Consider the following 24036-nt stretch of genomic DNA (forward strand, 5'->3'; position numbering starts at 1 on the left):
GAGACGGACACGCGGAAGAACGTCAAGCGCCTGATCGCCCTGGTCGAGCCTGGCATCATCTTGGTCATGGGGCTCGTCGTGGGCTTCATCGTCGTGGCCATGCTCATGGCCATCGTCTCGATCACCGACATCCCGATCTAGCGCGCGGGCGTTGCGGGCGCCTGTCGTGTGTCGCGGTGGAATTGCGGCGTAACTTCGCCGCCGAATGCTAGAGGTAGTATCGCTGCGGCCCACCCACCCCAAGCCCTAGCGGTCGCACGTCGCGTTTCTCCTTACTCGATTGCGAGAATTCCGAAGTAAGCTAAACAGACATTTGTAACCTTAGTATCCTCGCCAACAGGAGGCTCATCACGCACCCGCCACACGGCTGTCCGCGGCCGTCCCGCGATATCCTAGCGAGTCTTGCGGACTGTGAGAGAATCAGTGTTCGAGCGCATCAAGCGAGCCATGATCGCCATGCGACTACGGCTGCCTGCGCGGATCGGGCGGTCTATCTGCGATTTTGGCGCGATGGCTCATGACGGTCCAACAATATCCATGCACGGTAATCATCGCGTCACCATGAGGCGCCTCGCCGGCACAGGGCAATCCCTGAGGTCGAGCCTCCGGGCAATCGGCAGTTCGCGCGGCTTTTCCCTGATCGAGCTGCTCGTGGTGATCATCATCCTGGGCCTGCTGGCCGGCCTCGTGGGCCCGCGCCTCTTTTCCCGCGTGGGCCAGTCCAAGCAGGCCGCCGCCCGCGCGCAGATCGAGCTCTTCAGCGCCGCGCTGGACCAGTACCGACTCGACGTCGGATCATATCCGCCCGCAGGTGCCGGCCTCGAGGCGCTCGTGAGCAACCAGAACGTCCCCAACTGGAACGGTCCTTACCTCAAGAAGAACGTGGTCCCGGTGGACCCCTGGGGCAAGCCCTACCTGTACAAGTGCTGCCCGGGCGATCACGGCGACTTCGACATCTGGAGCCTCGGGGCCGACGGCGCCCCGGGCGGCGACGGGGAAAACGCCGACGTAACCTTGTGGTCGGTGAAATGAAGCGCGGCTTCACCCTCATCGAACTGGCCGTGACGCTTTTCGTCCTGGCTCTCGGGGTCGCCGTGGCCGCCCCTTCGCTTGCGCGCGGCGTGGACACGGTGAGGGCGAGGGCGGAGACGGCGGGGATCGCGACCTTCCTCCGAGCCGCGCGCGAGCAGGCCATCACGCACAACCGCCCCTACGAGGTGCGGGTGAAGACGGAGGAAGGCATCATCGAGTTGCGCACCGGCGAGACAGTGCTGGCGAGCCGACGCCTCGCGCTCGGGGTCCGGGTGATTGCCGACCCGCCGACGAGTCGCACCGTCACCTTCCTGCCCCAGGGTCTCTCGAGCGGCGCCCGGCTCCGCGTGGAGGGGCCTGGGCGCAGGGCGTACCTCGTCACCGTGGATGCGCTGACCGGGCGGGTCGCCACCCGGAGAATCGATACATGAGCCGCCGCGCGGACGCGGGCTTCACGCTCCTCGAGGTGCTGGTGGCCGTGGTCATCTTGAGCGTCACGGTGGTCACGTTGGTCCAGCTCGCCTCGCAGGGGCTCAGGCTGTTGAAACTCTCGAGCGACTACCAGGAGGCCGTGCTCCTGGCCGACCGCGTGACCCGGGCCGGCGATGCGTCCATCGAAGGTGTCGAGACCGGGCAGGAAGGCCGGTTCAACTGGGAGCGCCGGACCAGGGTCGTGGCGGTGCCGGATGACCTGGCGCCGGTTGGGAGCGCGTCCCCTCGCCTCCTCGCTCTCTCAGTGGCCGTGCGCTGGGGCACCGGGCGGACCCTGGAAGTGGCGACGCTGCGCCTGGCACCCGCCACCGTGACGACGCGATGACGCCCTCACGGCAGCGGGGCTTCACCCTGGTGGAGGTGGTCATCGCGCTCACCATAGTGGCCACGCTGCTCGTCGTCATGTTCGGAAGCCTGCGGGTAGGGCTGGCGGCCTGGCAGCGCGGGGACGAGCGCGCCGAGGTCCTCGAGCGCGCGCGGAGCATCACCCAGATCGTCACGCGTACATTGGGAGCCGCGCATCCGTATATGACCGCGCCGCAGGGACGGGAGGCGCCCCGCCTCCTCTTCGAGGGAGCGCCGGATCGAGTGGCCTTCGTCACCGCGGTGCCGCCCTTCCCGACGGCCGCGCCCATTGCCTTCACCGCTGTGACGCTGTCCCAAGATGCCGGGCCGGTGCCGGGGCTTGCCGTGCGTCAGAAGCCGCTGCCGAACGAGGAGCCTTTTGACCGCGGCCTCCAGCCCGCCCTCGTGGACGGGACCGTCAGCGATGTCCGTTTCCGCTATCTGAGAGAATCGGACCGCGTGTGGACAGAACGCTGGGACGCCGCTCAGGAGAAGGCGCTCCCCCTGGCGGTCGAGATAACGCTCACCATCGTCCAGGCGGGGCGGAGCGCCCCGCAGCCGCCGCTCATCGTCTCGCTCCCCGTGAGGACTCCGTGAAGAACGAGCGCGGCTTCGCCCTCCTGGCGGTGATGTTGGTGATGACGCTCCTCGCCATCGTCGTCACCGAGCTCGCCATGTCCATGCGCCTCGAAGCGTCCATGGTCCGCTCCTTCAAGGACGTGACGCTCGCCACCCACCTGGCCGAGGCGGCCGTCCAGCAGGCGATGAGGGAGATCCTGGGGCCGGGCACCATCCAGGGTCTCGACGAGGACGGGACATTGTCATTCTTCCGGATCGTGGGCACCTCCGTCCTGCTGGTCAAGCAGAGCAGGCTGCCGCGCCGGCGCGTGGCGCTGGGGGCCGGCGAGTTCTCCTACCGGATCTCGGACGAGGAGGCGCGGCTGAACCTCAACGCGGCACCTCCAGATCGCGTGGACCGGCTGCTCACCGCCCTCGGCCTCGACAAGCAGGCGCGCGACATCATCAACGACTCGCTGCAGGACTGGAAGGACGCCGACGACCTCTCCCGCATCAACGGCGCCGAGAGCGAGGACTTCTACCTCAAGCTCCCGGTCCCGTACAGGGCGAGGAACGGCGCGCTCCAGGACACGGCCGAGCTGCTCCAGATCCGCGGCATCACGCGAGAGATCTACCGAGGGGAGAAGGGCCACCCCGGCCTCGCCGACCTCGTCACCGTGGTGGGTCGCAACACCGTCAACATGAACACGGCGCCCGGCCCTGTGCTAAAGGCGCTCGGCCTGTCGGACGCCGAGGTCATCGAGATCACCCAGACGCGCACCACGACGCCGTACACGAGCGTGCCCGAGCGCTTCGGGGGGAAGGGGGTCGGCGTCGGCAGCGCGACCTTCCGCATCGAGGCGGAGGGGCTGATCGCGGGCGAGCCGCGGGCGCGCATCGTCGCCATCGTCCAGCGCCGGAGCGGCCCGCCGACGGGCGCCGCGACGCCGCCCCTCGGCGTGACGACGCTCTCCTGGCGCCTGGCTGAGCCATGAAAGCGCGCGCCGGGCTCTTCGTGGACGAGAACAGGCTTGCGCTGGCCGTCCTGTCCGGCCGCGGGACGGTGGAGTGCGTCGCGTTCGACGCGGGCGAGAACCTCGGGCCGCTCGTCGCGGGCGAGCTCGACAGCCGCGGCTACAAGCGGCGCCGGCTGCGCGTGGGCCTCGACCGCGGCCTCGCCGTTGTCAAGGTGCTCGAGCTGCCGCGCGCGGAGGGCAGCAACCTCGGCGAGATGGTTCGCTTCGAGTTGGACCGGCATGTCCCCTTTCCGGCCGAGGACGTCGCCTGGGACTGGCGCCTCAATCCCGGCAGGGCCGACGGCCCGATCCGCGTGCTGGTCGGGGCCTGCGAGCGGCGCCGGGTGGACCAGGCGCTCGGCCTCGTGCGAGAGGCCCGGCGTCGGCCCGCGACGCTCTCGGTGGCCTGCCACGATCTCTGCGGGCTGCTCCCGCGCAAGATCGAGGCCAAGCGCGCCGTCTGGGCGCATCGCCACGACGGCCGTACCGACCTCGTCTTCCTCAGTCGCGGCGTCGTACGCCTGAGCCGGACGGTGCCCGCCGAGACGCCCCACGAGCTCGTGCGCGAGATCCAGCGAAGCCTGGCGCTGCTCCAGTGGCGCGACTGCGAGGCGCTGTGGATCTCGGGCGACGAGACCGAGCGCTTCCTGTCCGCCCCCTCGCTGGCAGAGCTCGGAGCCGCCGTCTCGGCGCCTCCGTATTCGGCGGACGCCCGCGCGCTCGTTGAGTCGCTGCCCGGGGAGCGGCACGGCGCCGCCGTCCTGGCTCTCGCCGTCGCCTTCAGCTCGCGCAGGCCGCGCATCGACTTCCTCCCGCCCGCGCTCAGGCCGCGGCGCGCCTCACCCGGCCAGCTCGTCACCGCCGCGATGCTCGCCATCACGGCGCTCCTCGGCCTGGGAGTCCTGGGCGCCCAGGTCTGGCAGCGCGAGCGCTACGTGACCCGGCTCTCTCAGGAGATCAGGCGGCTCGACCCGGAGGTCAAGGCCGTGGAGCGGCTCGCCGCAGAGGTGGCGCAGAAGAAGCGGCTCGTGGCGGCGCTCCAAGGGGTCCCGGCCCGCGGGCTGCGCCCGCTGCCGTTCATGCGCGATCTGACGGCGCTCGTCCCGCAGGACTCCTGGCTCCAGGCGCTCAACATGGACACCCAGGGCGTGGAGATCATCGGCCAGGCCGGGACGGCGAGCGCGCTGATCCCCACCCTCGAGGCCTCGCCCTGGCTCGAGCGCGTCGAGTTCACCTCGCCCGTGACCAAGGGCCAGGGCAAGGAGCAATTCCGCCTCCGCGCCAGCTGGGAGCGGCACTAGCATGCTGATCCTGAGGCGTCGCGAGCGCACCCTGATCGGGCTGGCCCTGGCCGGGCTTCTGCTTGTCGCCCTGTATCTCTACGTCGTCGAGCCGCTGGTCAACCGGGCCCGCGATCTGACCGAGCTGGCCCCGGCACGCGAGGCCACGCTCGAGTCGCGCCGGCGCCTCGTCGCGCAGCGCGCGCGGCTCACCGAGGAGCTGGCCGAGGCGACGCTGGCCGTCGAGAAGCAGGCGGCGCGACTCCTGCCCGGGCCGACGGCGCCGCTGGCGGCCTCGGAGCTTCAGAAGGTGGTCAAGGAAGTGGCCGCGGGGGCCAACGTGGAGGTGCGCAGCGAGCGCGTCATGCCGCCCGCCGACATGGCCGGGCTCCAGGAAGTGCCGATCGAGCTGACCGTGGCCGGGAGCATCCGCGAGACCGTGGCTCTCCTCTACCAGATCGAGCACACGCCAAGGCTGCTGACCGTCAAGGACGTCAAGGTGCGCGTGGTGGGCATCGGCCAGCCGCGCGGACTGCTGACCACCCTCACCGTCGCGGGCTATCTGCTGCCTGCGCCGGCCGCTGGGAGCAACTAGAGTGTCGCGGCGACTGCTCGTGATCAACGTGGCGCTCGGGATCGTGAGCGTCGTGCTGGCCGTGGGCATATTCCGGACGCTCCTCGCGAAGCGGCCCCTGCCGCCGCCGTCGGCGCCGAGGGCCGTGAGCGCGCCGGCGCCCGCGGTGGCCGCCCAGGCCGGCGACGCCGGGCCGGGCGCGTACTCGGTCGTCGCGGCACGGAACCTCTTCAATCCAAGCCGGAGCGAGACCGCGGCGGTGGCGGCGGCGCCCGTCTCGAAGCCCATCCTCCACGGCGTCGTGATGAACGGGTCCAAGAGCCGGGCCTTCCTCGAGGATCCGACGTTCAAGCGCGTGGCCGGCTACTCGGTGGGCGACACGGTGGGAGGCGGCACGCTCGACAAGATCGCCGACGACCGCGTGGTGATCACGCGCCCCGAGGGCCCGCTCGAGATCCTGCTCCAGGACCCCGCCAAACCGAGGGCAACGCCCACGGCGGCCGCAGCGCCGGCCCAGGTCGGGCCGGCCCAGGTCGGGCCGGCCCAGGTCGGATCGCCGCCGAGCCTGGTTCCTCCCGCTATCCCACAGATGAGGCAGGGCATTCCGCCCCAGAGGCAGCCGGGCCAATGAGCAGTCCAAGACTGACGGCCTCGGTCCTGCTGGCGGCCCTCTTGCTTGCCGCGTGCAACACCGCGACACCAAGCCGTGGGGCGAGCCCGCCCGGCACGGTCGCTTCGTCCCCCACGCGGGTCGAGGTCGGGACGGAGCCGGTCACGCCGCCTGTGGCACCAGCCCCGACGCCTCCGGAGGCTGTGGCGCCGACGCCTGCGCCGACCCCAGGCCCGGCCCCGCTGTCGGTCGGCCCCGTGCGTCCGCCTGAGCCAGCTCCGGAGCCGCGGCCCCCGGCGACCCCGCAACCCCCGGCGCCGCCGACACCGGGCACCCCGGCCGCCGCCAACATCGTCTTCAACTTCGACAGTGCCGACGTCGAGGTGGTGATCCAGGCGGCGGCCGAGATCGTGGGCTTCAACTACGTGCTGGCGCCAGCCGTGCGGGGGCGGAAGGTCACCGTCCAGACCATCGGACGCATCGCCAGCGACGACGTCTTCAACGTGCTCCTGACCATCCTCGACGTCAACGGGCTGGCCGCCGTGCGCTCGGGCAACCTCTACCGCATCATCCCCCGCGAGGGCGCGCCGCAGTCGTCCGTGAGGATCGTGGTCGGACGGGACGTCAGCCCGTTGCGTGCGAGCGACGAGATCGTGACCCAGATCGTGCCGCTCAAGTACATCAGCGCGGCGGACGCGGTCAATCTGCTCCGCCCCTTCGTGGCGCTCCAGGGCGCCGTGACGTCGCACCGCGAGACCAATCTCCTGATCATCACCGACACGGCCTCCAACATCCGGCGCCTGCTCGACATCCTGAAACTGGCCGACGTGCAGGTGGCGCTGGACGAGCTGCAGGTCATCCCGATCAAGAACGCCGATGCCCAGGAGCTGTCCGTGCTCCTCAACCAGATGTTCTCGACGGGCCGCCTGCGCACGGGCGCGGCAGCGCTCGGGCTGCCGGTGGCGGCGCCGGGACCGACCGGGGCGCCCGCGACGCCGCGGCCGGCCGGGACCGATGGGGGCCAGGGCGCCGATCGCGCGCCGCTCATCGTCGCCGAGCGCCGTTCCAATTCGCTCGTGATCCACGCGCGGAAGCAGGAAATAGAGACCATCCTTCAGTTGATCGCCAAGCTTGACGTAGACATCTACGGCGGCCAGCGCGTCTTCATCTACTTTGTCGAGTACAGCAAGGCGAAGGACCTGGCCGCCACGCTCGAGGCCGTCTACGGGCGCGCCGCGGCGCAGGGCACCCGGTCCCCCGGCGCGCCGCCCGGCTCTCTCCCCCTGGGCACCCGGTCGCCGCTGACCTCACAGGCTCCGCCTGCTTTGCCGACTACGACCCCAGGTCTGGGGGGGGTCGGCGGGCTCGAGGGGGAGGGCGGCCAGGCACAGGCCGATCTCCGTTTCATCTCCGACGAAATCACCAACGCCATCATCGTCACGACGCATCCGCGGCGCTGGAAGGAGATCGGGGAGACGATCAAGACACTCGACCGCCTGGCGCGGCAGGTGCTGATCGAGGTACTGGTCGCCGAGGTCGTGCTCAAGGACGATACCAAGCTCGGCATCGAGTGGGCGGTGCGCAACGGTCGCTTCGTGTTCACCGACACCGCGAAAGGCGTGGTGGCGAGCCGCCCGCCGCAGGACCTCATCCCGGGCCCGGGCAGCCTGGGCGGCGGGAACGTGCTCGCCGGCTTCAACATGTTCACCTTCGCGGCCAACGAGTTCATCGCCGCGCTGAACGCGCTCGCCACCGAGAACAGGGTCAATATATTGTCGAACCCGTCCATCATGACCAGCGAGAACAAGAAGGCGGTCATCAACGTCTCGACCTCCGTGCCCATCGTCACCGCCCAGCAGGTGCCCGTGGCGACGGGCGGCACCACCGGATTCTCCATCACGCAGACGGTCGAGTACAAGGACGTGGGCATCATCCTGACGGTCACCCCGCGCATCGGCGAGCACGGCACGGTCTCGCTCGACGTCAAGCAGGAGGTCAACGACGTCCTTCCGCTCACCGGCGTTGGGCCGAACAACTCGCCGAGCTTCAGCAAGCGCGAGGCGGAAACCTCCGTGGTCCTGCTGAACAACCAGACGCTCGTGCTGGGCGGCCTCATCCAGAGCAAGCGCTCCTTCATCCGGAACGGCATCCCCTTCCTCAGCCGAATCCCGGTGCTGGGCTACCTCTTCGGCTCCACCGAGGAGATCATCGATAAGACCGAGCTGCTGCTCCTGATCACCCCCCGCGTGATCGGCACGGCCCTTGACGCAGCCCGTGTGACGGAGCAGATGCGCAAGGTCACGCCGGAGCTCGGGCAGTCCTTCAAGCTGGCCCCCCCGCGGCCGCCGGCGACCGCCACCCCGCCGCCCATACCGCCCCCGTCCCGCTAGAGGCGCGCCGCCCTCCCCCCGCGCCCAACTGATCACAGGCATCTCCGGGTTCGTCGGGAACCACATGGCTGAATACGCGAACTCACAGCTCAACCTTCTCGAGGCGATCCGCGGGCTCACGCTCACAGCGGAGCGCTGTCCGAAGGTTCCCGGCATGAGAGTGGCGCCGGTCCAGGCCGGCTCACCGGATTGTAGTCTTCTCGCTCGGATGGGACCGACGAGCGGCCGGCGCTGATGCGGCGCTTGGCCGACTGACCCTCCGGCGCCATGCCTCGCATCCTGGACCGCTATGTCCTCCGCGAGCTGATCGCGCCCTTGGGGATCAGCGTCGGCGTCTTCACCTTCTTTCTCGTCATCGACCGGGTCTATCAATTGACCGACCTGGTAATCACGAAGCAGGTCCCGTTGCGGCTCGTGCTCCTCTTGCTCGCGTTCCTGCTCCCACCGCTGTTGGCCCTGACGCTGCCCGTCGCGTTGCTCCTCGCCGTCCTGATCTCGTGCGGACGGCTCGCCGGCGACTTCGAAGTCGCCGCGCTCAAGGCGTCGGGCGTGAGCCCCCGCAGGCTGCTTCTGCCGTTTCTGGCCGCGGGTCTCACGGTGAGCCTCCTCGTAGCCTGGTTGACGCTGGTCGTGAACCCGTGGGCGGCCGCGGCATTCCAGAATAACCTCTTCGAGATCTTGCAGAGCCGCGCAGTGACGGGCATACAGGAGCGGACGTTCAACACCGCGTTTGCGCCGATCGTGCTGTATGTCCAAGAGGTGAGTCCATCGCAGGTCGCGCTCCGTGGTGTGCTCGCGTCGGACGAACGAGACCTGGCGCTGTCGCGCGTCATCGTGGCGCGAGAGGGGCGGGTCCTGGCCGACCAGCGGACCCGTCGAGTGACACTCCGCTTCATCGACGGCTCCATCAACGAAACCGACGCGGCAGACCCACGACGGTTCCGGCACACCACATTCGCCCTCTACGACATGAACGTGGAGTTGAGGCCGCCCGGCGCTTCGTCCAAGCAGGACACAAAGCCGGAAACGGAAATGTCGCTCGGTCAGCTCATGGCGGCCGCGAGCCTCCACGCGCGTGACGGAATGATGGCGGCGCCGTATCGCATCGAGATCCACAAGCGTTTTGCCTTGCCGGTCGCAGCGCTCATCTTCGTGCTTGTCGCGTTCCCCCTGGGCATCCACTCCCAACGAGGCGGACGCGGGGTGGCGCTCGCGTCGGGCTTCGCCATCATGATGTCCTACTACACGCTGTCGTCCTCGCTGGACGAGCTGCCCCTCAGCGGGAAGCTGCCGGCCGCGGTCGCGATCTGGCTGCCGAACGCGCTGTTCGGCCTACTCGGCCTGGTGCTGCTCCGCGCAGAGACAGTCGGCATGCCCAAGGGCTGGCTCGAGCTCGCACGGAGCGTGGCGACGCGACTGCGCTGGTCCGCTGTCGGCCGAGCGAGAAAGGCGACCGTGGCGCGGCAGCCGGCCCGGCTCCGCGGGCCCCGAGCGTCGACCTTTGTCGTCGACCGGTATCTCCTGCGCGAGTACCTCCTGCTTCTCGGCATCAGCGTCCTAATCGGGAGCGTCTTGACGGTGGTCGTCGACCTGCTCCAAAGCCTGGACCGCTTCCTCCGGAGCAAGCCGCCGTGGGCCTATATCGCCCAACACTTCCTCTACCTGCTCCCTCGGGAGCTCTACAAGGGCCTCCCGCTGATCGTGCTGGTGTCCACGGTCTTCCTGTTCCTCTCGCTCACCCGCCAGCGCGAACTGGACGCCCTCAAGGCGGCCGGGGTCAGTCTGTACCGGACCTGCGTGCCTGTCCTGGCAATGGCGCTGCTCATCAGCCTGGCGGCCCTCGTATTTCAGGAAATGGCCCTGCCGGAGATCACCGTGAGGGCCGAAGAGGTGGATCGCGTCAAGATCCGCGGCTTCCCCCCGCGCCACCTCCTGCGGCAGGGTCAGATCTGGTACCGATCGTCAGACACGCGTTTTTTGCGGATCGCGCTCCTCGATCCCGCATCAAAGACCCTGGACGGCCTCGTGCTGCTGGATGTCGATGGGGAGTTTCACCTGCTGGACCGGCTGGATGTCGCCAGGGCGCAATGGACTCCGGAGGGCTGGCAGATGTGGGGCGGGATCCTGCGACGGATTAACCCTGCCGGTCGAGTCACGTCGACGACCTTCCAGCACGAGCTGGTCGACATGCCGGAGCACGTCGACGACTTCATCCGGGTCCAGAGACTGCCGGACACGATGAGCTTCCTCGAGCTGCGCGCCTACGTGGCGAAGCTCCGCTCGGGAGGGTACCAGGTGGGCGCCTACCTCGTGCAGCTCCACTCGAAGCTGTCATTCCCGCTCGTCCATGTCATCATGGCGCTCATCGCGATCCCTTTCGCGCTGAGCTCCCCGAGGCGCGGTGGCCGGGCGGTGGGTATCGGCGTGGCTCTCGTCATAGCGGTAGGCTACTGGATGGTCGACGCCGTGGCAGTGGCCTTTGGGCGGGCGGATCTTCTTCCCCCGGTTCTGGCGGCGTGGACGGCGAATATCATCTTTGCCGGGGTTGGGACCGTCCTGCTGCTCAAGGCCAGGACGTAAGGTCGTCGTGCTCGCCGGCAAGGGGATGGCCACCGCTCGTCGCGTGCTCCTGGCGGCGTTTGTCCTGGGTCTCGGGTTCTCCATCACCCTCGCCCAGACTGCGCTCGCCATCCTGACGCTGCTCTGGCTCGGCAGGCTGTGCGGTCGCGAGACTCGCGATGCCGTGCGCTGGCCCCTCTGGCGCCCCGTGCTGGCTTTCGGCGCGGTCAGCGTGATGTCGGCTCTTTTCGCAGCGCATCCGGCCGAAGGCCTGGTCGCCTGCAAGAAGCTCCTGCTCGTTGCGACTCTCTATGTCTCAACTGACGAGCTCGACTCCGCCGAGCGTGCCGAGCGCCTTCTGTCAGCCCTCGCGCTCGTCGTCGCGGCGGCGGCCATGGTAGGACTTCTCCAGGTGAGCTTCTGCCCGGGCCACGAGGCTGACTACGGCTCCCCGGCCTGGCTCTACCACCGCTGCGCCCGTGCCCGCGGATTCTTCAGCAGCTACATGACGCTGGCGGGGGTGCTGAACCTGACGCTGCTGGTGAGCCTGCCGCGGCTGCTTCTGGATACGACGTTTCGCCCGTGGCTCGCGACCGCTTGGTTTGCGAGCCTCGGGGGGCTTGCGGCGACATATACGCGGGGCGCCTGGATCGGCTTCGCCTCCGGCGTCCTTGCCCTCTGGCCTCCGATCCGGCGGCGGCGCTGGCTCCTGGTGGTCGGGTTCCTGGCGATGGGCGTGGCGGTCCTGGCCGGTCCCCAGCACCTACGCGAGCGGGTCCTGACGATGACGGATCCCGACGATGTCACCGTCAAGGAGCGGACCTACATGTGGCGCAGCGGGATCGCCATGTGGCGGGAGCACCCGTGGCTGGGGGTGGGGCCGGGCGGCGTCAAGCGCGAATACCGTAACTACGCGCTGGCCGAGGCCTCGATGAAGCGCACGGGTCACGTGCATAACTCTGCGCTCCAGATCCTCGTGGAGACGGGCGTGGCCGGCTTGCTGGCGTGGCTGTGGCTATGGGCCGCGTTCTACACCGAGGCGGTGCGTCTGTTTCGGCGGCTGCCGGTGGCGGCCATCAGAGAGCGCGCCCTGGTAGCTGGAAGCATCGCGGCCATCACGGGCTTTCTGGTCGCGGGGATGTCGGAGCACAACTTCGGCGATTCCGAGGTGGTCATGCTCGCGTGGATGATCATGGCGCTGCCGTTCACGGTGCGAGGCGCGCGAACGGGCGGCAAGCCCGAAACGCCTTGACGGCGCTGCGGGAAGCCGGCGGACGCGAGCAGCCGGCGCTCATGAGCCGCCTCCCGGGTGGGACTGGTCTTGGGCCTGGGCCAGGCGGGCGAATTCGGCGAGCGAAAGCGTCTCGGCCCGGCGGCGCGCATCGATGCCCGCGGCGTCACACATCGCCCGCGCGCGCTCGGCCCCCAGCCCCAGGCCCGAGGCCAGGGCGTTCGCGAGGCTTTTCCTGCGCTGGCCGAAGGCCGCGAGGACGACAGCGCGCAACCGCGCCGGATCGTCCACCGGGACAGGCGGCGCGCGCCGGACCCGGAGATGTATCACCGCGGAGTCCACCTGGGGCGGCGGGCGGAAAGCGCCGGGCGGCACCGTGAAGGCGAGCCGCGCCTCGCAGGACAGCTGCGTCAGCACCGAGAGGCTTCCGTACGTTTTGCCGCCGGGCCCGGCCGCCACGCGCTCGGCGACTTCCTTCTGGAGCATCAGCGCCATCTCGTCCACGACCGGTCCGGCCTCGACGAGGGCCTGGAGGATAGGCTTGCCCACGCTGTACGGGAGATTCCCCACGACGAGCACGCGCCCGGCCGGATCGGGCTTGAGCGCGGACAGCCCCGTGTAGTTGAAGGAGCAGGCGTCGGCCACGAAGACCTCGACGTGGGGCGCATCCGCGAAGCGCTCGACGAGCGCGGCGGCCATCACCGGGTCCACCTCGAGCGCCAGGAGCCTGCCCGCCGCGCGCGCGAGACGGCCCGTCAGCGCCCCCAGCCCGGGCCCGATCTCGATCACGAGGTCCCGGATCGTCGGCCGGACTTCCCCAATGATCCGCTCGGCCACCGCGTCGTCGCGGAGGAAGTGCTGGCCGAGCGCTCGCGTCTTGCTCGAGGCAGCGTGGCGCTTGGGCCTCGGAGCCAGCGCCCGCGCGTTCTTCCGCGGGCTCATGCAGGCCGCCGGGCCTTGAGCTCGGCCAGGAGCGCGCCGTATACAGTCCGCACCTGGCGCTCGGTGTCCTCGCGCGTGCCCGAGTTGTCGATAACATGGTCCGCGAGCTTCGCCTTCTCGGCGATGGGCATCTGGCTGGCAACCCGCGCCCGCGCGTCGACGTCGCTCAGGCCGTCGCGCTCCATGAGACGCCGGCGCTCGGTCTCCGGGTCGGCGTAGACCACGACCACGCGGTCCATCTTGGCAACGCCGCCTCCCTCGAAGAGGAGCGCCGCGTCCCAGATGACGACGCCCTCGAAGGCCTCCTCGTCGAGGACGGAGAGCATGCGCAGCTGGCGCGCGCCGATGGCCGGGTGGGTGATCTCCTCGAGGCGCTTCAGCGAAGCGGCGTCGGCGAAGACAACGGCGCCCAGCGCCTTGCGATCGAGCGAGCCGTCCTCCTGGACGACCTGGGGACCGAACTCCTCGACGATCCTGGCATAGGCGGGCTGGCCCGGCATGACGACCTCTCGCGCGAGGAGGTCGGCGTCGATGACGCGCGCGCCCAGATGAGCGAACATCCGGCTGACCGTGCTCTTGCCGGTGGCGATGCTGCCGGTGAGACCGACCAGGAGGAAGCGCCTCATGCCTGGGCCCAGTCCGCGCCCGTCTTGATGTCCACCTTGAGCGGGACGTCGAGCGCCATAGCCGATTCCATCACCTCGCGGGCCACACGTTCGAGCCTCGGCACTTCGTCCTCGGGCGACTCGAAGAGAAGCTCGTCGTGGACCTGGAGCAGCATGCGGGTCCGGAAGCCACCCGCGGCCAGGGCGCCGGCCATGCGCACCATGGCGATCTTGATGAGGTCGGCGGCCGTGCCCTGGATGGGCGCGTTGGTCGCCATGCGCTCGGCGAAGCCCCGGAGATTGGGGTTGCCGCTTTGAAGCTCCGGGATGTAGCGGCGCCGGCCGAGGAGCGTCGCCACGAAGCCCCGGTCGCGCCCCTCTTCGATCGTGCGCTCGAGCCAGGCCTTCACCTTCGGGTGCCGCGCGAAGAAGCGGTCGAGGAACTCCTGCGCCTGCTTGGGGGTGATCGCGAGCCCGCGCGAGAGCCCGAAGGCCGTCACACCGTAGATGACGGAGAAATTGGTCGTCTTCGCCACGTCGCGCTGCTGGTCGGTCACCTGCGAGAGCTCGACGCCGAAGACTTCGGCCGCCGTGCGGCGGTGGATGTCCTCTCCGCCGCGGAACGCGGCGATGAGGCTCTCCTCGCCCGAGACGTGAGCCAGGATGCGCAGCTCGATCTGCGAGTAGTCCGCCGCGACGAAGCGCCAGCCGGCCTCGGGCACGAAGGCCGCGCGGATCCGCCGGCCGAGCTCGGTGCGGATGGGAATGTTCTGGAGGTTCGGCGCGGAGGAATTGTGTACGACAATGCCGTCCGCGATGTACTGCTCCCCATCCACCGCGATGTCATACATGGGAACGGGCGGCTCCCAGCCCACACATCGCACCCTCACCTCGAAGTACTGGCCCGACACCGCCTCCCCCAGGAATCGTGGGATCTCCACGCCAGCGGCTTGGACGGCGCTTACGATCCGCTCGGCCCGTGGCAAGGGACAGGTCGTTCGACCGGCAGCAAACCTATGGACGAAGACGTAAAGCGCCTGGGGAGCCTTTCCACTTGATTCCCTTTCGCTGTCGTACAGAACCGACTTGACGCCAAGAATCTCATCGGCAGTCGGGAGAGTCAGGACTTCGGCCGTGCTCTTCACGGTGTGCCTGGTAAGCAGCCGCTCGAGCTGACCCCGCTTCTTGGCGGAGATGAACCCAATCTGGTCGCGGAATCTCGCCTTCGATCTATCCCCTAGAACAGACAAGGTATGTCGGGGTGCATATCCGAGGGGATCGACACCGCCATCGTTGACACGGGACGGAATTCCGAACATGCCGAGCAGATGATGAACCCCCTCCAGCATGTCCCGCGATACCGAACGCACGGAGAGGGCGCTCGCCGTCGTTCCGTCGCCTTCGAAATACCCACGGAGAAACGCCGCCACAGTCTCCTTCGGGGCAAAGAACAGGCTCGGCGGAACTTGGATCACCTTCGAAGTCCCACCGGCACCCAGCTGCTCGATCAGGCCGCACACGTCCACGCTCGACAAGGTCAGGGTCGGGCAAGTTCGTGTCCTTCGGAAGGTCGGTGATTTCCTGAATAGTTTCGTCATGATGCCTGCGAAGTGTCGAGCGAGATCCTCGTCGGGCCAGTCGAATGCCAGGATAAGCTGTGTGGGTTTCCCGTTGTAGTTGCTGTGCGCGATATGCCCATCGGCCATGGCGTAGCCCACGAGCTCAGCAAGGTCCGAGCACCATCCCCCGGGCAGGTCAGGCGTCTTGCGCGTGCGATAGGCTGCGGTCGGCTCCACCTGAAACTCTGAGGACGAGCCGAACAGTCCCTCCGTGAAACTCATGTAGAGGGGGTCGCCGAGCTTGAGATTGGCGGCTTCGATCCATCCGTTGGTGCTTCGGAGCTTATGCTCGGGACTACAGCGGAAGATGATTCCCGTCGACAGCGTGATAGCCAACACAGGCTTTACGGCGGTCCGTTCGGCGGCGAGCACTCGTCGTGGACCACGGCACGTTCGCACGAGGTCACCTTCGCGCACATGCTCAATGCCGACGAGTCCGCTCTGTGTGTTGACCAGCGAGCCGGCAGGGAGACACGAGAGCCTGCCCGTCGCGGTGACGAGCTGGTTAAAGGATGTGTGGATCCGTCCCGTGCCCGGGTTGATCAGGAGTGGCAGGGCGTCGGCGTAGGTGGACTTGAGCTTGGCCAGCGTCCGGTGCTCGATGATCTTCGCCGGTAGCCCGTGGCCCAGCGCCAGCTGCTCGAGGACGTCGGCGTCGGTCGAATACCCCGTCTTGGTCTTCTTGAGCGGCGGGAGCTTGAGCTTGTCGAAGAGGATCCGCGCCATCTGCTTGGGCGAGCCGATGTTGAACTCCTCCCCGGCAATCGCGTAGATCTCGCGCGTGAGCCGCTCGAGGGCCAGGTCGAGCTCCTTGGAGAAGTCCGCGAGACGGATCGGGTCCACGCGGATGCCGTGGCGCTCCATCGCCGCCAGCACCGGCACCAGCGGCCGCTCGAGGTCTTCGTAGAGCGCGTGGAGCCCCACCTCCTTGAGCGCGCGCGGCAGCATCTCCCAGAGCTGCCAGATGAAGCGCGCCCGGCTGCCCGGCGCCGCGAGCCCCGGCCCCTCGCCCAGAAGGTCGGCGCAGACCTCGTCGAGCTTGTAGTTGGTGCGCGCCGGGTTCAGGAGATAGGCGCCGACGGCCGTGTCCTCGAAGGCGGGTGGCCTGCCGCGGCGGGCCAGCCACCACTCGATCAGGTGCTTGACGTCATGGCCGATCAGCTTCCGTCCACCCATGTCCGGCGCGTCGGGCCCGAGAGTCAGAATTGCAGCGCCGGCAGCCGGATGGAAGAGGCCGAGCGCTCCCAGCGCGGGCTCGGGCGGCCCTCCCCCGCCCGCCCAGTCCACGGCCACGGGGTCATCCACCGGGACGGCGGTGAGCCACCGCTGGATCGCCGCGGCTCCCTCCAGGCTCGGCAGCGACTCGGACGTGATCCGGGGCGCTTCCCGTGCGGGGAGCAAGCGAAGCAGCGTGTCGAACTCGAGCTCGGTCCAGAGCGCCCGCAGCCGCTCCCAGTCGGGCTCCTGGCGTCCGAAGGCCTCGAGTCCCTGGTCGATGGGGACCCGCGTACTCACCGTCGCCAGCTCTCGCGACAGGAGCGCCTGCCGGCGATTGGCGGCCAGCGTCTCTCGGACCTTCCCAGGCACGAGCGTGAGGTTCTCGTAGAGCCGCTCGACGCTGCCGAACTGGCTGATGAGCTTGACGGCGGTCTTCTGACCGACGCCAGGCACGCCGGGAATATTGTCGATGCTGTCACCCATCAGCGCGAGGAGGTCGGGAATCTGGCCCGGCGCCACGCCCCACTTTTCGGCGACGGCAGCATCGTCGAACCAGACGGGCTCGCCTCGCGCATTCGTCGAGAGCACCCGTACGCGCGGCCCAACCAGCTGGAGCATGTCCTTGTCGCCCGTGACGAGGACCATCTCGACCGGCTCGGTCCGCATCTTCTCGACCAGCGTGCCGAGCACGTCGTCGGCCTCGAACCCGGGCATCTCCAAGCAAGGCAGCCGGAGCGCCTCGAAGACCCGCTTGACGAGCGCGATCTGGCTCCGGAGATCGTCCGGCATGCTGGGGCGGGTCTCTTTGTACGACGGCAGCTTCTCTTCTCGAAACGTGGGGCCCGGCGGATCCCAGGCCACGGCCGCGTATTCGGGGTTCTCCTCCCGGAGGAGCTTCAAGAGCATCGTGGACACGCCGCGGACCGCATGGGTGGCCTGGCCCTTCGAGTTCGAGAGGTACGGTAGCGCGTGGTAGGCGCGGTAGAGGTAGCCCGGCCCGTCCACAACGAAGAAGCGCGCGCTCATGCCGGCACCACGCGGTCGTAGAGCGCTCGCACCCAGGTGGTGCGCCGCTTGTACTCCTCGAGCAGCTCTTTTCGGGAGGGAAAGCCGAGGCTTTTAGCGAGGCGCGCCGGGATGAGCCCCGCCGGCTCGAGCGTATCGGCGGGCCGCGCGCCGAAGAGCCGTAGGTCGGCCGAGACGCGGCGGAGGAAGCGGTAGTTTCCGGCGAGCACCTCCGCCTCGTCTGCTCGCAGGAGGCCGGCCCGGCCGATCTCGCTGAGCGCAGTTACGGTATGCGGGCTTCTGATTGCCGGTCTCAGCCTCCCGTGCGTCATCTGGATCGCCTGGGTGATGAACTCCACGTCCACCAGTCCCCCGCGGCCGAACTTGACGTGGAGCCGCCCCGGCGTCTCCTTGCCAAGCTCCTTCTCCATCCGCGCGCGCAGCAGGCGCATCTCCTTGAGGTCGGGCGGCGGCGCGTCGGGACCGTAGACGAGGGCCTGGATCTCCCGCCTCACGGCGCGGCCGAGCCGCGGGTCGCCGCACACCAGGCGCGCGCGCGTGAGAGTCTGGCGCTCCCACGGGTCGGCCCACTCGCGGTAGTACTGGCCGACCGCCTCCACGCTCGAGGCGAAGCCGCTGCCCTTCGAGCCCGGGCGGAGCCGGAGGTCCACCGGCAGGACCACGCCGGCCGCCGTCACGTCACCCAGGATCGAGGAGAGCGCCTCCACGGTCCGATCGTAGAACACATGGGCCTCGACGCGCTCGGCTCCGTCGGTCTCGCCTGCCGCGGCATAGACCACGAAGAGGTCGAGGTCGGAGCCTGTCGAGAGCTCGCGCCCGCCGAACTTGCCGAGGCCGATGACGCAGGCGGTGATCATCCGGCCCGCCGCGTCCCGCGGCGCGCCGAAGGTCTCGGCCGTCTCGCCGAGCGCCATCAGCCAGCCGGCCGCCAGCGCCGCTTCGGCGAGCGCCGTCATCTCGCGCGAGAAGCGCTCGGCGTCCGTGACGCCCACGAGCATCCGCCAGGTGATACCGAGCTCCTCGGCCTGCTTGAGCCGGCGCAGGCGGTCCATCCGCTCTGACAGCGCGAGGCGCCCGCCCAGCGCAGGGCCCAAGGCGCGCCTGAAATCCGCGCGGCGGCGGGGCGCGGCGAAGGTCGCGGGGTCCGCGAGACCGTTCAGGAGCTCCGGCTGCGTCACCAGGAGCTGGGTCAGGAGCTCGCCGCGGGCGCAGAGCGTGACGAGGTTCGCGAGGAGGTCCGGCCGCTCCGCCAGCAGCTCGAGGTAGGCGGTGCGCGGCCCGGCGGCGGCGACGAAGCGCTCGAACTGGTTGAGCGCCTCGTCGGGGTCGGGGCTCTGCCACAAGGCATCGAGGAGCACCGGGAAGATCGTCCGGACGGCGCGCCGCATCGGCTCGGCATACGGGACGAGCGGCCGGCCCTCGAGGACGAGGCGCAGGTTCTGGCGCGCGCGGTCGGGATCGGCGAAGCCCGTTGCCTTGAGCGCGGTGTACGTCGGGATGCGCGGCGCGGGCTCAGGCGCTGCCGGCGGAATCGTGAAGAAATCGCTGAAGGCCCTGTGGACGCCTTCGGTGATTCGCTTGTGCTCGCCCTCGAAGCCGCGGCGCGCCGCGGGCGGCGGCAGTGTCGAGCCGAGGCGGCGCGCCAGCCTGCCGAGCGCCGCCGGGTCCTCGGGCAGCGTGTGGGTCTGGAACTCGTCTACGATCTGGAGCCGATGTTCGACAGTGCGGAGAAAGACGAGCGCATCGCCCAGGAAGCGGCCGAGCGACTGCGAGAGATAGCCGCGCTCGGTCAAGCGGAAGATCGCCCGCAGGCTGTTCCGCTCGCGCAGCCAGGGGTCGTCGCCAGAGTAGAGGAGCTGGAGCGCCTGGACGAGGAATTCGACCTCGCGGATACCGCCACGCCCGAGCTTGACGTGGCGACGCTGGGCGCCTTTGCCGCGGAGCGACCGGTCGATCTGCTGCTTCATGGCGCGGACGGCGACGACGATGTCGGGGTCGATGCCCGGCCGGAAGACGAACGGCCGGATCAGCTCGAAGAAGCGCGTGGCCACCTGGGTGTCGCCGGCGCAGAAGCGCGCCTTGATGAGCGCCTGCCGCTCCCACAGCTCCGCGCGCTCGGCCAGATAGGTCCGGTAGCCTTCGAGCGAGAGAGTGATGCCCCCCATCCGACCCTCGGGACGCAGGCGCAGGTCCACGCGGAAGGCATAGCCCTCCTCAGTGACGGACTCGAGCGCCCCGACGATGTCTCGAGCGGCCGAAGCGAAGTAGTCGCCGTTCGGCACGCAGCCATCGGAGCCGCCCGAGGTCTCACCGTCTTCCCCGTAGACGAAGACCAGGTCGATGTCAGACGAGTAGTTGAGCTCGTCGCCGCCCAGCTTGCCCATGCCGATCACAGCGAGCCCCGTGAACGCGCCGTCGGGCCCCTGCGGGATGCCGTAGAGTGGAGTCAGGCGCTCCTCGGCCCAGCGCCACGCCGCCCCGAGGCAGACGTCGGCCAGCCGCGAGAGCTCTTCGGTGGTGACGGTCAGGTCGGCGTCGCCCAGGATGTCGCGGCAACCGATGCGCAGGAGCTGGCGGTACTTGAAGCGGCGGAGCGCGTGCCAGCGCGCGTCGGGACGATCGAAGGCGCGCGCGCTCTGCTCGAGCTCGGCCTCGAGCTCGTCGCCCAGCCACTGGCGCATGGTGCCGGGCTCGAGCAGCCACGGCAGGAGCGTCGGGTGGCGCCTCAGCGTGTCGGCCAGGAACTGGCTCGTGCCCCCGAGCTTGGCGACGAGATGGACGGCGCCGGGATGCGAGCCCAGGAGCCGGAACAGCGCGGCGCGCTCGCCTTGGGCCGCCAGGCGCTCGAGGTTGTTGAGCGCCATGTCGGGGTCCGGCGCCTCCGACACCTCCTTCAAGAGTCTTGGGAGGACCGGCGCGAGAAGCTCGGCGTCTACCGGGTCCGGCGTCAGCGCGTGGAGGTTCGCGAGCGCGCCGCGCGGATCGGCGAATCCCAGCCGCTTGAGCTCGCTGAGCGCCTTCTTGTCGTCGGCCGGGACGGCGAAAAGATGCTTCACGCGGACTAGATCGCCGATTCGCCTTTTTCGCCGGTGCGAATGCGGATGGCCTCACCCATGGGCATGACGAAGACCTTGCCGTCGCCGATCGAGCCCGTGCGCGCGGCGGCCGCGATGGCCGCGACCACCTTGTCCACGATCTGGTCCGCCACGACGAGCTCGATCTTGACCTTGGGCAGGAAATCGATGGTGTACTCGGAGCCGCGGTAGAGCTCCGTGTGCCCCTTCTGTCGCCCGAAGCCGCGCACCTCGGTCACGGTCATCCCGATGACGCCGAGCTCCGTCAGCGCCTCCTTGACGTCGTCGAGCTTGAACGGCTTGATGATCGCTTCGATCTTCTTCATCGCGACCTCCGTGACGGCCTGGCGCCCTGCGGGCGGAGCACCTTCTTGTAGAGCTGCGCGTATTCGCGGGCCGAGGTGTCCCACGAGAAATCCTCGGTCATCGCGTTCTTGACGAGAGCACCCCAGAGCTCCGGCCGGCGGAAGGCGGCCGCCGCGCGCCGGACTGCTTCGAGCAGCGCGTCCGCCGAGAACGCATCGAACAGGAACCCCGTCCCGGTGCGACGGGCCGGATCGAACTCCGTCACCGTGTCCGCCAAGCCGCCGGTGCGCCGCACCACAGGCACGGCGCCGTACCGCAGCGCGATCAGCTGCGCGAGCCCGCACGGCTCGTAGCGGGACGGCATGAGAAAGCAGTCCGCCCCCGCGTACATCCGCGAGGCGAGCTCCGGATCGTAGCCGATGCGCACGGCGACCGTGCCCGGGTGGCGCGCGGCCGCTTGGATCCAGGCTTCCTCGAGGGCGGAGTCGCCCGAGCCGAGGAGCGCGACCCGACACCCGGCGTCCAGCATGCCCGGAAGGCTTTCGAGCGCCAGGTCGAGACCCTTCTGCCCGGCGAGCCGCGTGACCATGGCGACGAGCGGCCCCGGCGCGTCGTTGAGCCCAACGTCGCGGAGCCCCAGCTCGCGGCGCAGGGCCTCGCGGCAGACGACCTTGCCTTCGGGCTCCCCCGCCGAGTACGGGCGCGGCAGCGCGGGGTCCTTCGCCGGGTTCCACTGCTCGTAGTCGATCCCGTTGACCACGCCGTGAAGATCCTGGGCGCGCTCCTCGAGCACGCCCTCGAGCCCGTTGCCGAACTCCGCCGTGCGGATCTCGGCGGCGTACGTGCGGCTGACCGTGGTCAGCAGGTCCGAGAACACGAGCCCGCCCTTCAGGAAGTTGAGCTTGCCGTAGAACTCGAGCCCGGCGGGAGTGAAGACGTCCCAGCCGAGGCCGGTCATGGGCATGTCGTGGTGCCAGAAGACGCCCTGGTAGGCCAGGTTATGGATGGTGAAGACCGTGGCGGCGGCTCTGAGCGCCGGGTGGTCGCGGTAGAGGGTGCGGAGGTAGACGGAGATGAGCCCGGTCTGCCAGTCGTTGGCGTGGATGATCTGCGGGCGCCAGCCGTCCCGGCCCTCTCCGTCGAGGGCGATCAGCGCCTCGAGCGCGCCGCGGCAGAAGAAGACGAAGCGCTCGCAGTTGTCCGAGTAGTCGCCGTCGCCCGTGCCGTAGAGCCCGTCGCGGTCGAAGTACTGGTCTTGCTGGAGGAAGTAGACGGGCACGCCGGCGCTCGTCTCGGTCCCGAGGAGCGCGCTCTCGACCCGCCGGTCGCCCACCGGCACTTCGAGGCGCGGGACGACGGTCCTGATCCCGGAGCCGTGGCGCTCCACGTCGCGGTAGCGCGGCATGAGGATGCGCACGTCGTGCCCGAGCGCGCGCAGCGCCCGCGGCAGGGCGGCGGCGACGTCGCCGAGCCCGCCCGTCTTGCCGAAGGGCGAGACCTCGGAGGCGACCAGGAGCACGCGGAGACGCTGCGCCATGTCCCGGCTCCTCACGCGTCTTCTTCGAGGATCGGAAACACCAGCTGGGAGATGTGCGACGAGATGCGCTTGAGGTTGGTCAGCACGTCCAGGTGGATCTCGGATGTCTCGAGCGACTCGGCCAGCCCCTGGCGGAGCCGCGCCAGGTGGGAGGTGCGGAGCTCGCGCTCGCGCTGGCGGATCGTCGGGCGCTGGTCCAGCACCTCCTGCGCCAGCGTCCGGTCGTTGGCGGCGAAGCCCGCGATCGCGCGCTCGAGGTTCTTCGAGACCATACCGTGGAACTCCAGCAGCTCCGCCTCGCCGGCCTCCGAGAAGCGACGGGCCTGGTAGAGCTTCTTGCGGGCCAGCTCCATCAGGTTCTTGTCCACGATATCGCCGATGTTCTCGAGGTTGCCGATGAAGGAGATGAGCCCGATTTCTTTGCGTAAGAGGTCGGGGGACATGGTCTCCTGCCCCAGGCGCGACAGGAAGAGCTTGATTTCACGCTCGAGGTAGTCGAGCTGGTCGTCGCGCCGCTCAACGTCCTCGAGCAGCTCCTGGTTGTTCGTGTGGAGGACGACCATGGCGTCGCGCAGCATGCCCTGGGCCACGTCGCCCATGCGCAGGGCTTCGCGCGTCGCCTGCCCGAGCGCCAGGGCCGGCTGGTCGAGGTACCGGTCGTCGAGGTAGCGCGTCTTGAAGGGATTGTCGGCCGTCGTCGCGTCGTCCGGCACGAGCATCGTGATCGCGCGCGCCGCCCACGGGGCGAAGGGCAGGAAGAGCGCGCTGATCACCACGTTGAAGAACGTGTGCGTGTTCGCGATCTGCCGCGCGGTGTCGCCCGCGGTGACGGAGACCAGCGCCGTCAGGGGCTGGATGAACGGGAAGACCATGGCAACGCCCAGCACCTTGAAGGCGATGTGCGCCACGGCGACCCGCCGCGCGTCGGCGGAGGACCGCAGGCTCGCCGCCAGCGCCGTCGCGCACGTGCCGATGTTGGCGCCGAGAACCACGGGGATGGCGCCGTCCAGCGGCAGGAGCCCCTGCTGGGCGAGCGAGAGCAGGAGGCCGATCGTCGCGACGGAAGAGGTCATGCCCGCGCTGAAGACCGCTCCCACCAGGAGCCCCAGGCCGGCATTGCCCGAGAGCGCCACCAGCACCTGGCGCGCGAGCGCGCTATCCGCCACCGGCGCCATCGCCTCGGTCATGACGCGCATGCCGAGGAAGACGAACCCGAAGCCCAGCACCGCCTGCCCGAGGCTCTTGACGAGCCCGCGACGGCCCAAGAAGGAGAGCGCGAAGCCCGCCCCCACCATGAGCAGGGCCAGGTCCTGGATCTTGAAGGCCAGGAGCTGCACCGTGAAGGTCGTGCCGATGTCGGCGCCCAGGATCACGCCGACCGACTGGCGGAAGCTGACGAGGCCCGCCGAGACGAAGCCGATCAGCATGAGCGTGGTCGCCGAGGAGGACTGGAGCAGCGCCGTCGCGAGCGCGCCGGAGCACACGGCGGACAGAGGCGTCCGCGTGGCGCTCGTCAGCATGTGCCGGAGGTGCCCGCCCGCCGCGCGCTGGAGCCCCTCGCCGCAGAGCTGCATGCCGTAGAGCAGCAGCGCCAGTCCCCCGAAGAGCGCCAGCAGCAGCAT

18 protein-coding genes are annotated in these 24036 nt (G+C 69.3%); 11 read left to right on the forward strand and 7 right to left on the reverse strand.

The window, feature by feature from the left end; genetic code table 11:
- The first annotated feature begins 561 nt into the window (after positions 1-561).
- The 11 genes from gspG to VGV06_15765 all read left to right on the forward strand — a co-directional run bounded on the left by gspG (position 562) and on the right by VGV06_15765 (position 12108).
- A complete protein-coding gene (gene gspG / locus VGV06_15715; protein ID HEV2056591.1) occupies positions 562-1032 on the forward strand; it encodes a type II secretion system major pseudopilin GspG in 471 nt (156 codons plus the stop codon).
- Positions 1029-1463, forward strand: coding sequence for a GspH/FimT family pseudopilin (locus VGV06_15720; protein ID HEV2056592.1), 435 nt, complete (start codon positions 1029-1031; stop codon positions 1461-1463). Before gspG ends, VGV06_15720 begins: the two co-directional genes overlap by 4 nt.
- Positions 1460-1849, forward strand: coding sequence for a prepilin-type N-terminal cleavage/methylation domain-containing protein (locus tag VGV06_15725; protein ID HEV2056593.1), 390 nt, complete (start codon positions 1460-1462; stop codon positions 1847-1849). Before VGV06_15720 ends, VGV06_15725 begins: the two co-directional genes overlap by 4 nt.
- Entirely contained in the window at positions 1846-2466 is a 621-nt protein-coding gene (locus VGV06_15730; protein HEV2056594.1) for a prepilin-type N-terminal cleavage/methylation domain-containing protein, read from the forward strand. Before VGV06_15725 ends, VGV06_15730 begins: the two co-directional genes overlap by 4 nt.
- Positions 2463-3422, forward strand: coding sequence for a hypothetical protein (locus tag VGV06_15735; GenBank protein ID HEV2056595.1), 960 nt, complete (start codon positions 2463-2465; stop codon positions 3420-3422). The genes VGV06_15730 and VGV06_15735 overlap by 4 nt, the downstream gene beginning before the upstream one ends.
- Complete coding sequence (locus VGV06_15740; GenBank protein HEV2056596.1) at positions 3419-4744, forward strand: PilN domain-containing protein; 1326 nt, start codon at positions 3419-3421, stop codon at positions 4742-4744. Before VGV06_15735 ends, VGV06_15740 begins: the two co-directional genes overlap by 4 nt.
- Before the next feature lies 1 nt (position 4745).
- The gene (gspM, locus tag VGV06_15745; protein HEV2056597.1) at positions 4746-5318 is read left to right on the forward strand and encodes a type II secretion system protein GspM; all 573 of its coding nucleotides are present in this window, start codon (positions 4746-4748) and stop codon (positions 5316-5318) included.
- A gap of 1 nt (position 5319) precedes the next feature.
- Positions 5320-5928: a type II secretion system protein N gene (locus VGV06_15750; protein ID HEV2056598.1), complete on the forward strand. Its 609-nt coding sequence runs from the start codon at positions 5320-5322 to the stop codon at positions 5926-5928.
- Between the two features lie 236 nt (positions 5929-6164).
- Positions 6165-8297: a type II secretion system secretin GspD gene (gene gspD / locus VGV06_15755; GenBank protein HEV2056599.1), complete on the forward strand. Its 2133-nt coding sequence runs from the start codon at positions 6165-6167 to the stop codon at positions 8295-8297.
- Positions 8298-8564: 267 nt separating this feature from the next.
- Positions 8565-10877, forward strand: coding sequence for an LPS export ABC transporter permease LptF (gene lptF, locus VGV06_15760; protein HEV2056600.1), 2313 nt, complete (start codon positions 8565-8567; stop codon positions 10875-10877).
- Between the two features lie 7 nt (positions 10878-10884).
- A complete protein-coding gene (locus tag VGV06_15765; GenBank protein HEV2056601.1) occupies positions 10885-12108 on the forward strand; it encodes an O-antigen ligase family protein in 1224 nt (407 codons plus the stop codon).
- A gap of 39 nt (positions 12109-12147) precedes the next feature.
- On the opposite strand, the gene rsmA is transcribed toward VGV06_15765, so the two are convergent.
- The 7 genes from rsmA to VGV06_15800 are packed head-to-tail and all read right to left on the reverse strand — an operon-like array spanning position 12148 to position 24036.
- On the reverse strand, positions 12148-13029 hold the full coding sequence (gene rsmA, locus VGV06_15770; protein ID HEV2056602.1) for a 16S rRNA (adenine(1518)-N(6)/adenine(1519)-N(6))-dimethyltransferase RsmA: 882 nt from the start codon (positions 13027-13029) through the stop codon (positions 12148-12150).
- Positions 13026-13655, reverse strand: a complete 630-nt coding sequence (gene coaE, locus VGV06_15775) for a dephospho-CoA kinase (GenBank protein ID HEV2056603.1) — start codon at positions 13653-13655, stop codon at positions 13026-13028. Before coaE ends, rsmA begins: the two co-directional genes overlap by 4 nt.
- Positions 13652-17497 carry a DNA polymerase gene (locus VGV06_15780; GenBank protein ID HEV2056604.1) on the reverse strand — a complete coding sequence of 1282 codons (3846 nt, stop codon included), beginning with the start codon at positions 17495-17497 and terminating at the stop codon, positions 13652-13654. The genes coaE and VGV06_15780 overlap by 4 nt, the downstream gene beginning before the upstream one ends.
- Positions 17494-20553, reverse strand: a complete 3060-nt coding sequence (gene glnE, locus VGV06_15785) for a bifunctional [glutamate--ammonia ligase]-adenylyl-L-tyrosine phosphorylase/[glutamate--ammonia-ligase] adenylyltransferase (GenBank protein HEV2056605.1) — start codon at positions 20551-20553, stop codon at positions 17494-17496. Before glnE ends, VGV06_15780 begins: the two co-directional genes overlap by 4 nt.
- 5 nt (positions 20554-20558) lie before the next feature.
- Positions 20559-20897, reverse strand: coding sequence for a P-II family nitrogen regulator (locus tag VGV06_15790; GenBank protein HEV2056606.1), 339 nt, complete (start codon positions 20895-20897; stop codon positions 20559-20561).
- On the reverse strand, positions 20894-22414 hold the full coding sequence (gene glgA / locus VGV06_15795) for a glycogen synthase GlgA (GenBank protein HEV2056607.1): 1521 nt from the start codon (positions 22412-22414) through the stop codon (positions 20894-20896). The genes VGV06_15790 and glgA overlap by 4 nt, the downstream gene beginning before the upstream one ends.
- A gap of 11 nt (positions 22415-22425) precedes the next feature.
- Complete coding sequence (locus tag VGV06_15800; GenBank protein ID HEV2056608.1) at positions 22426-24036, reverse strand: Na/Pi cotransporter family protein; 1611 nt, start codon at positions 24034-24036, stop codon at positions 22426-22428.

The organism is Candidatus Methylomirabilota bacterium, from assembly GCA_035936835.1.
Lineage (GTDB): Bacteria > Methylomirabilota > Methylomirabilia > Rokubacteriales > CSP1-6 > AR37.

Bases quoted from the DNA above. Each gene is read 5' to 3' on its own strand.
- gspG (HEV2056591.1), top strand. From the start codon at position 562: ATGAGGCGCCTCGCCGGCACAGGGCAATCCCTGAGGTCGAGCCTCCGG.
- VGV06_15720 (HEV2056592.1), top strand. From the start codon at position 1,029: ATGAAGCGCGGCTTCACCCTCATCGAACTGGCCGTGACGCTTTTCGTC.
- VGV06_15725 (HEV2056593.1), top strand. From the start codon at position 1,460: ATGAGCCGCCGCGCGGACGCGGGCTTCACGCTCCTCGAGGTGCTGGTG.
- VGV06_15730 (HEV2056594.1), top strand. From the start codon at position 1,846: ATGACGCCCTCACGGCAGCGGGGCTTCACCCTGGTGGAGGTGGTCATC.
- VGV06_15740 (HEV2056596.1), top strand. From the start codon at position 3,419: ATGAAAGCGCGCGCCGGGCTCTTCGTGGACGAGAACAGGCTTGCGCTG.
- gspM (HEV2056597.1), top strand. From the start codon at position 4,746: ATGCTGATCCTGAGGCGTCGCGAGCGCACCCTGATCGGGCTGGCCCTG.
- lptF (HEV2056600.1), top strand. From the start codon at position 8,565: ATGCCTCGCATCCTGGACCGCTATGTCCTCCGCGAGCTGATCGCGCCC.
- rsmA (HEV2056602.1), bottom strand. From the start codon at position 13,029: ATGAGCCCGCGGAAGAACGCGCGGGCGCTGGCTCCGAGGCCCAAGCGC.
- coaE (HEV2056603.1), bottom strand. From the start codon at position 13,655: ATGAGGCGCTTCCTCCTGGTCGGTCTCACCGGCAGCATCGCCACCGGC.
- VGV06_15780 (HEV2056604.1), bottom strand. From the start codon at position 17,497: ATGAGCGCGCGCTTCTTCGTTGTGGACGGGCCGGGCTACCTCTACCGC.
- VGV06_15790 (HEV2056606.1), bottom strand. From the start codon at position 20,897: ATGAAGAAGATCGAAGCGATCATCAAGCCGTTCAAGCTCGACGACGTC.
- glgA (HEV2056607.1), bottom strand. From the start codon at position 22,414: ATGGCGCAGCGTCTCCGCGTGCTCCTGGTCGCCTCCGAGGTCTCGCCC.
- VGV06_15800 (HEV2056608.1), bottom strand. From the start codon at position 24,036: ATGCTGCTGCTGGCGCTCTTCGGGGGACTGGCGCTGCTGCTCTACGGC.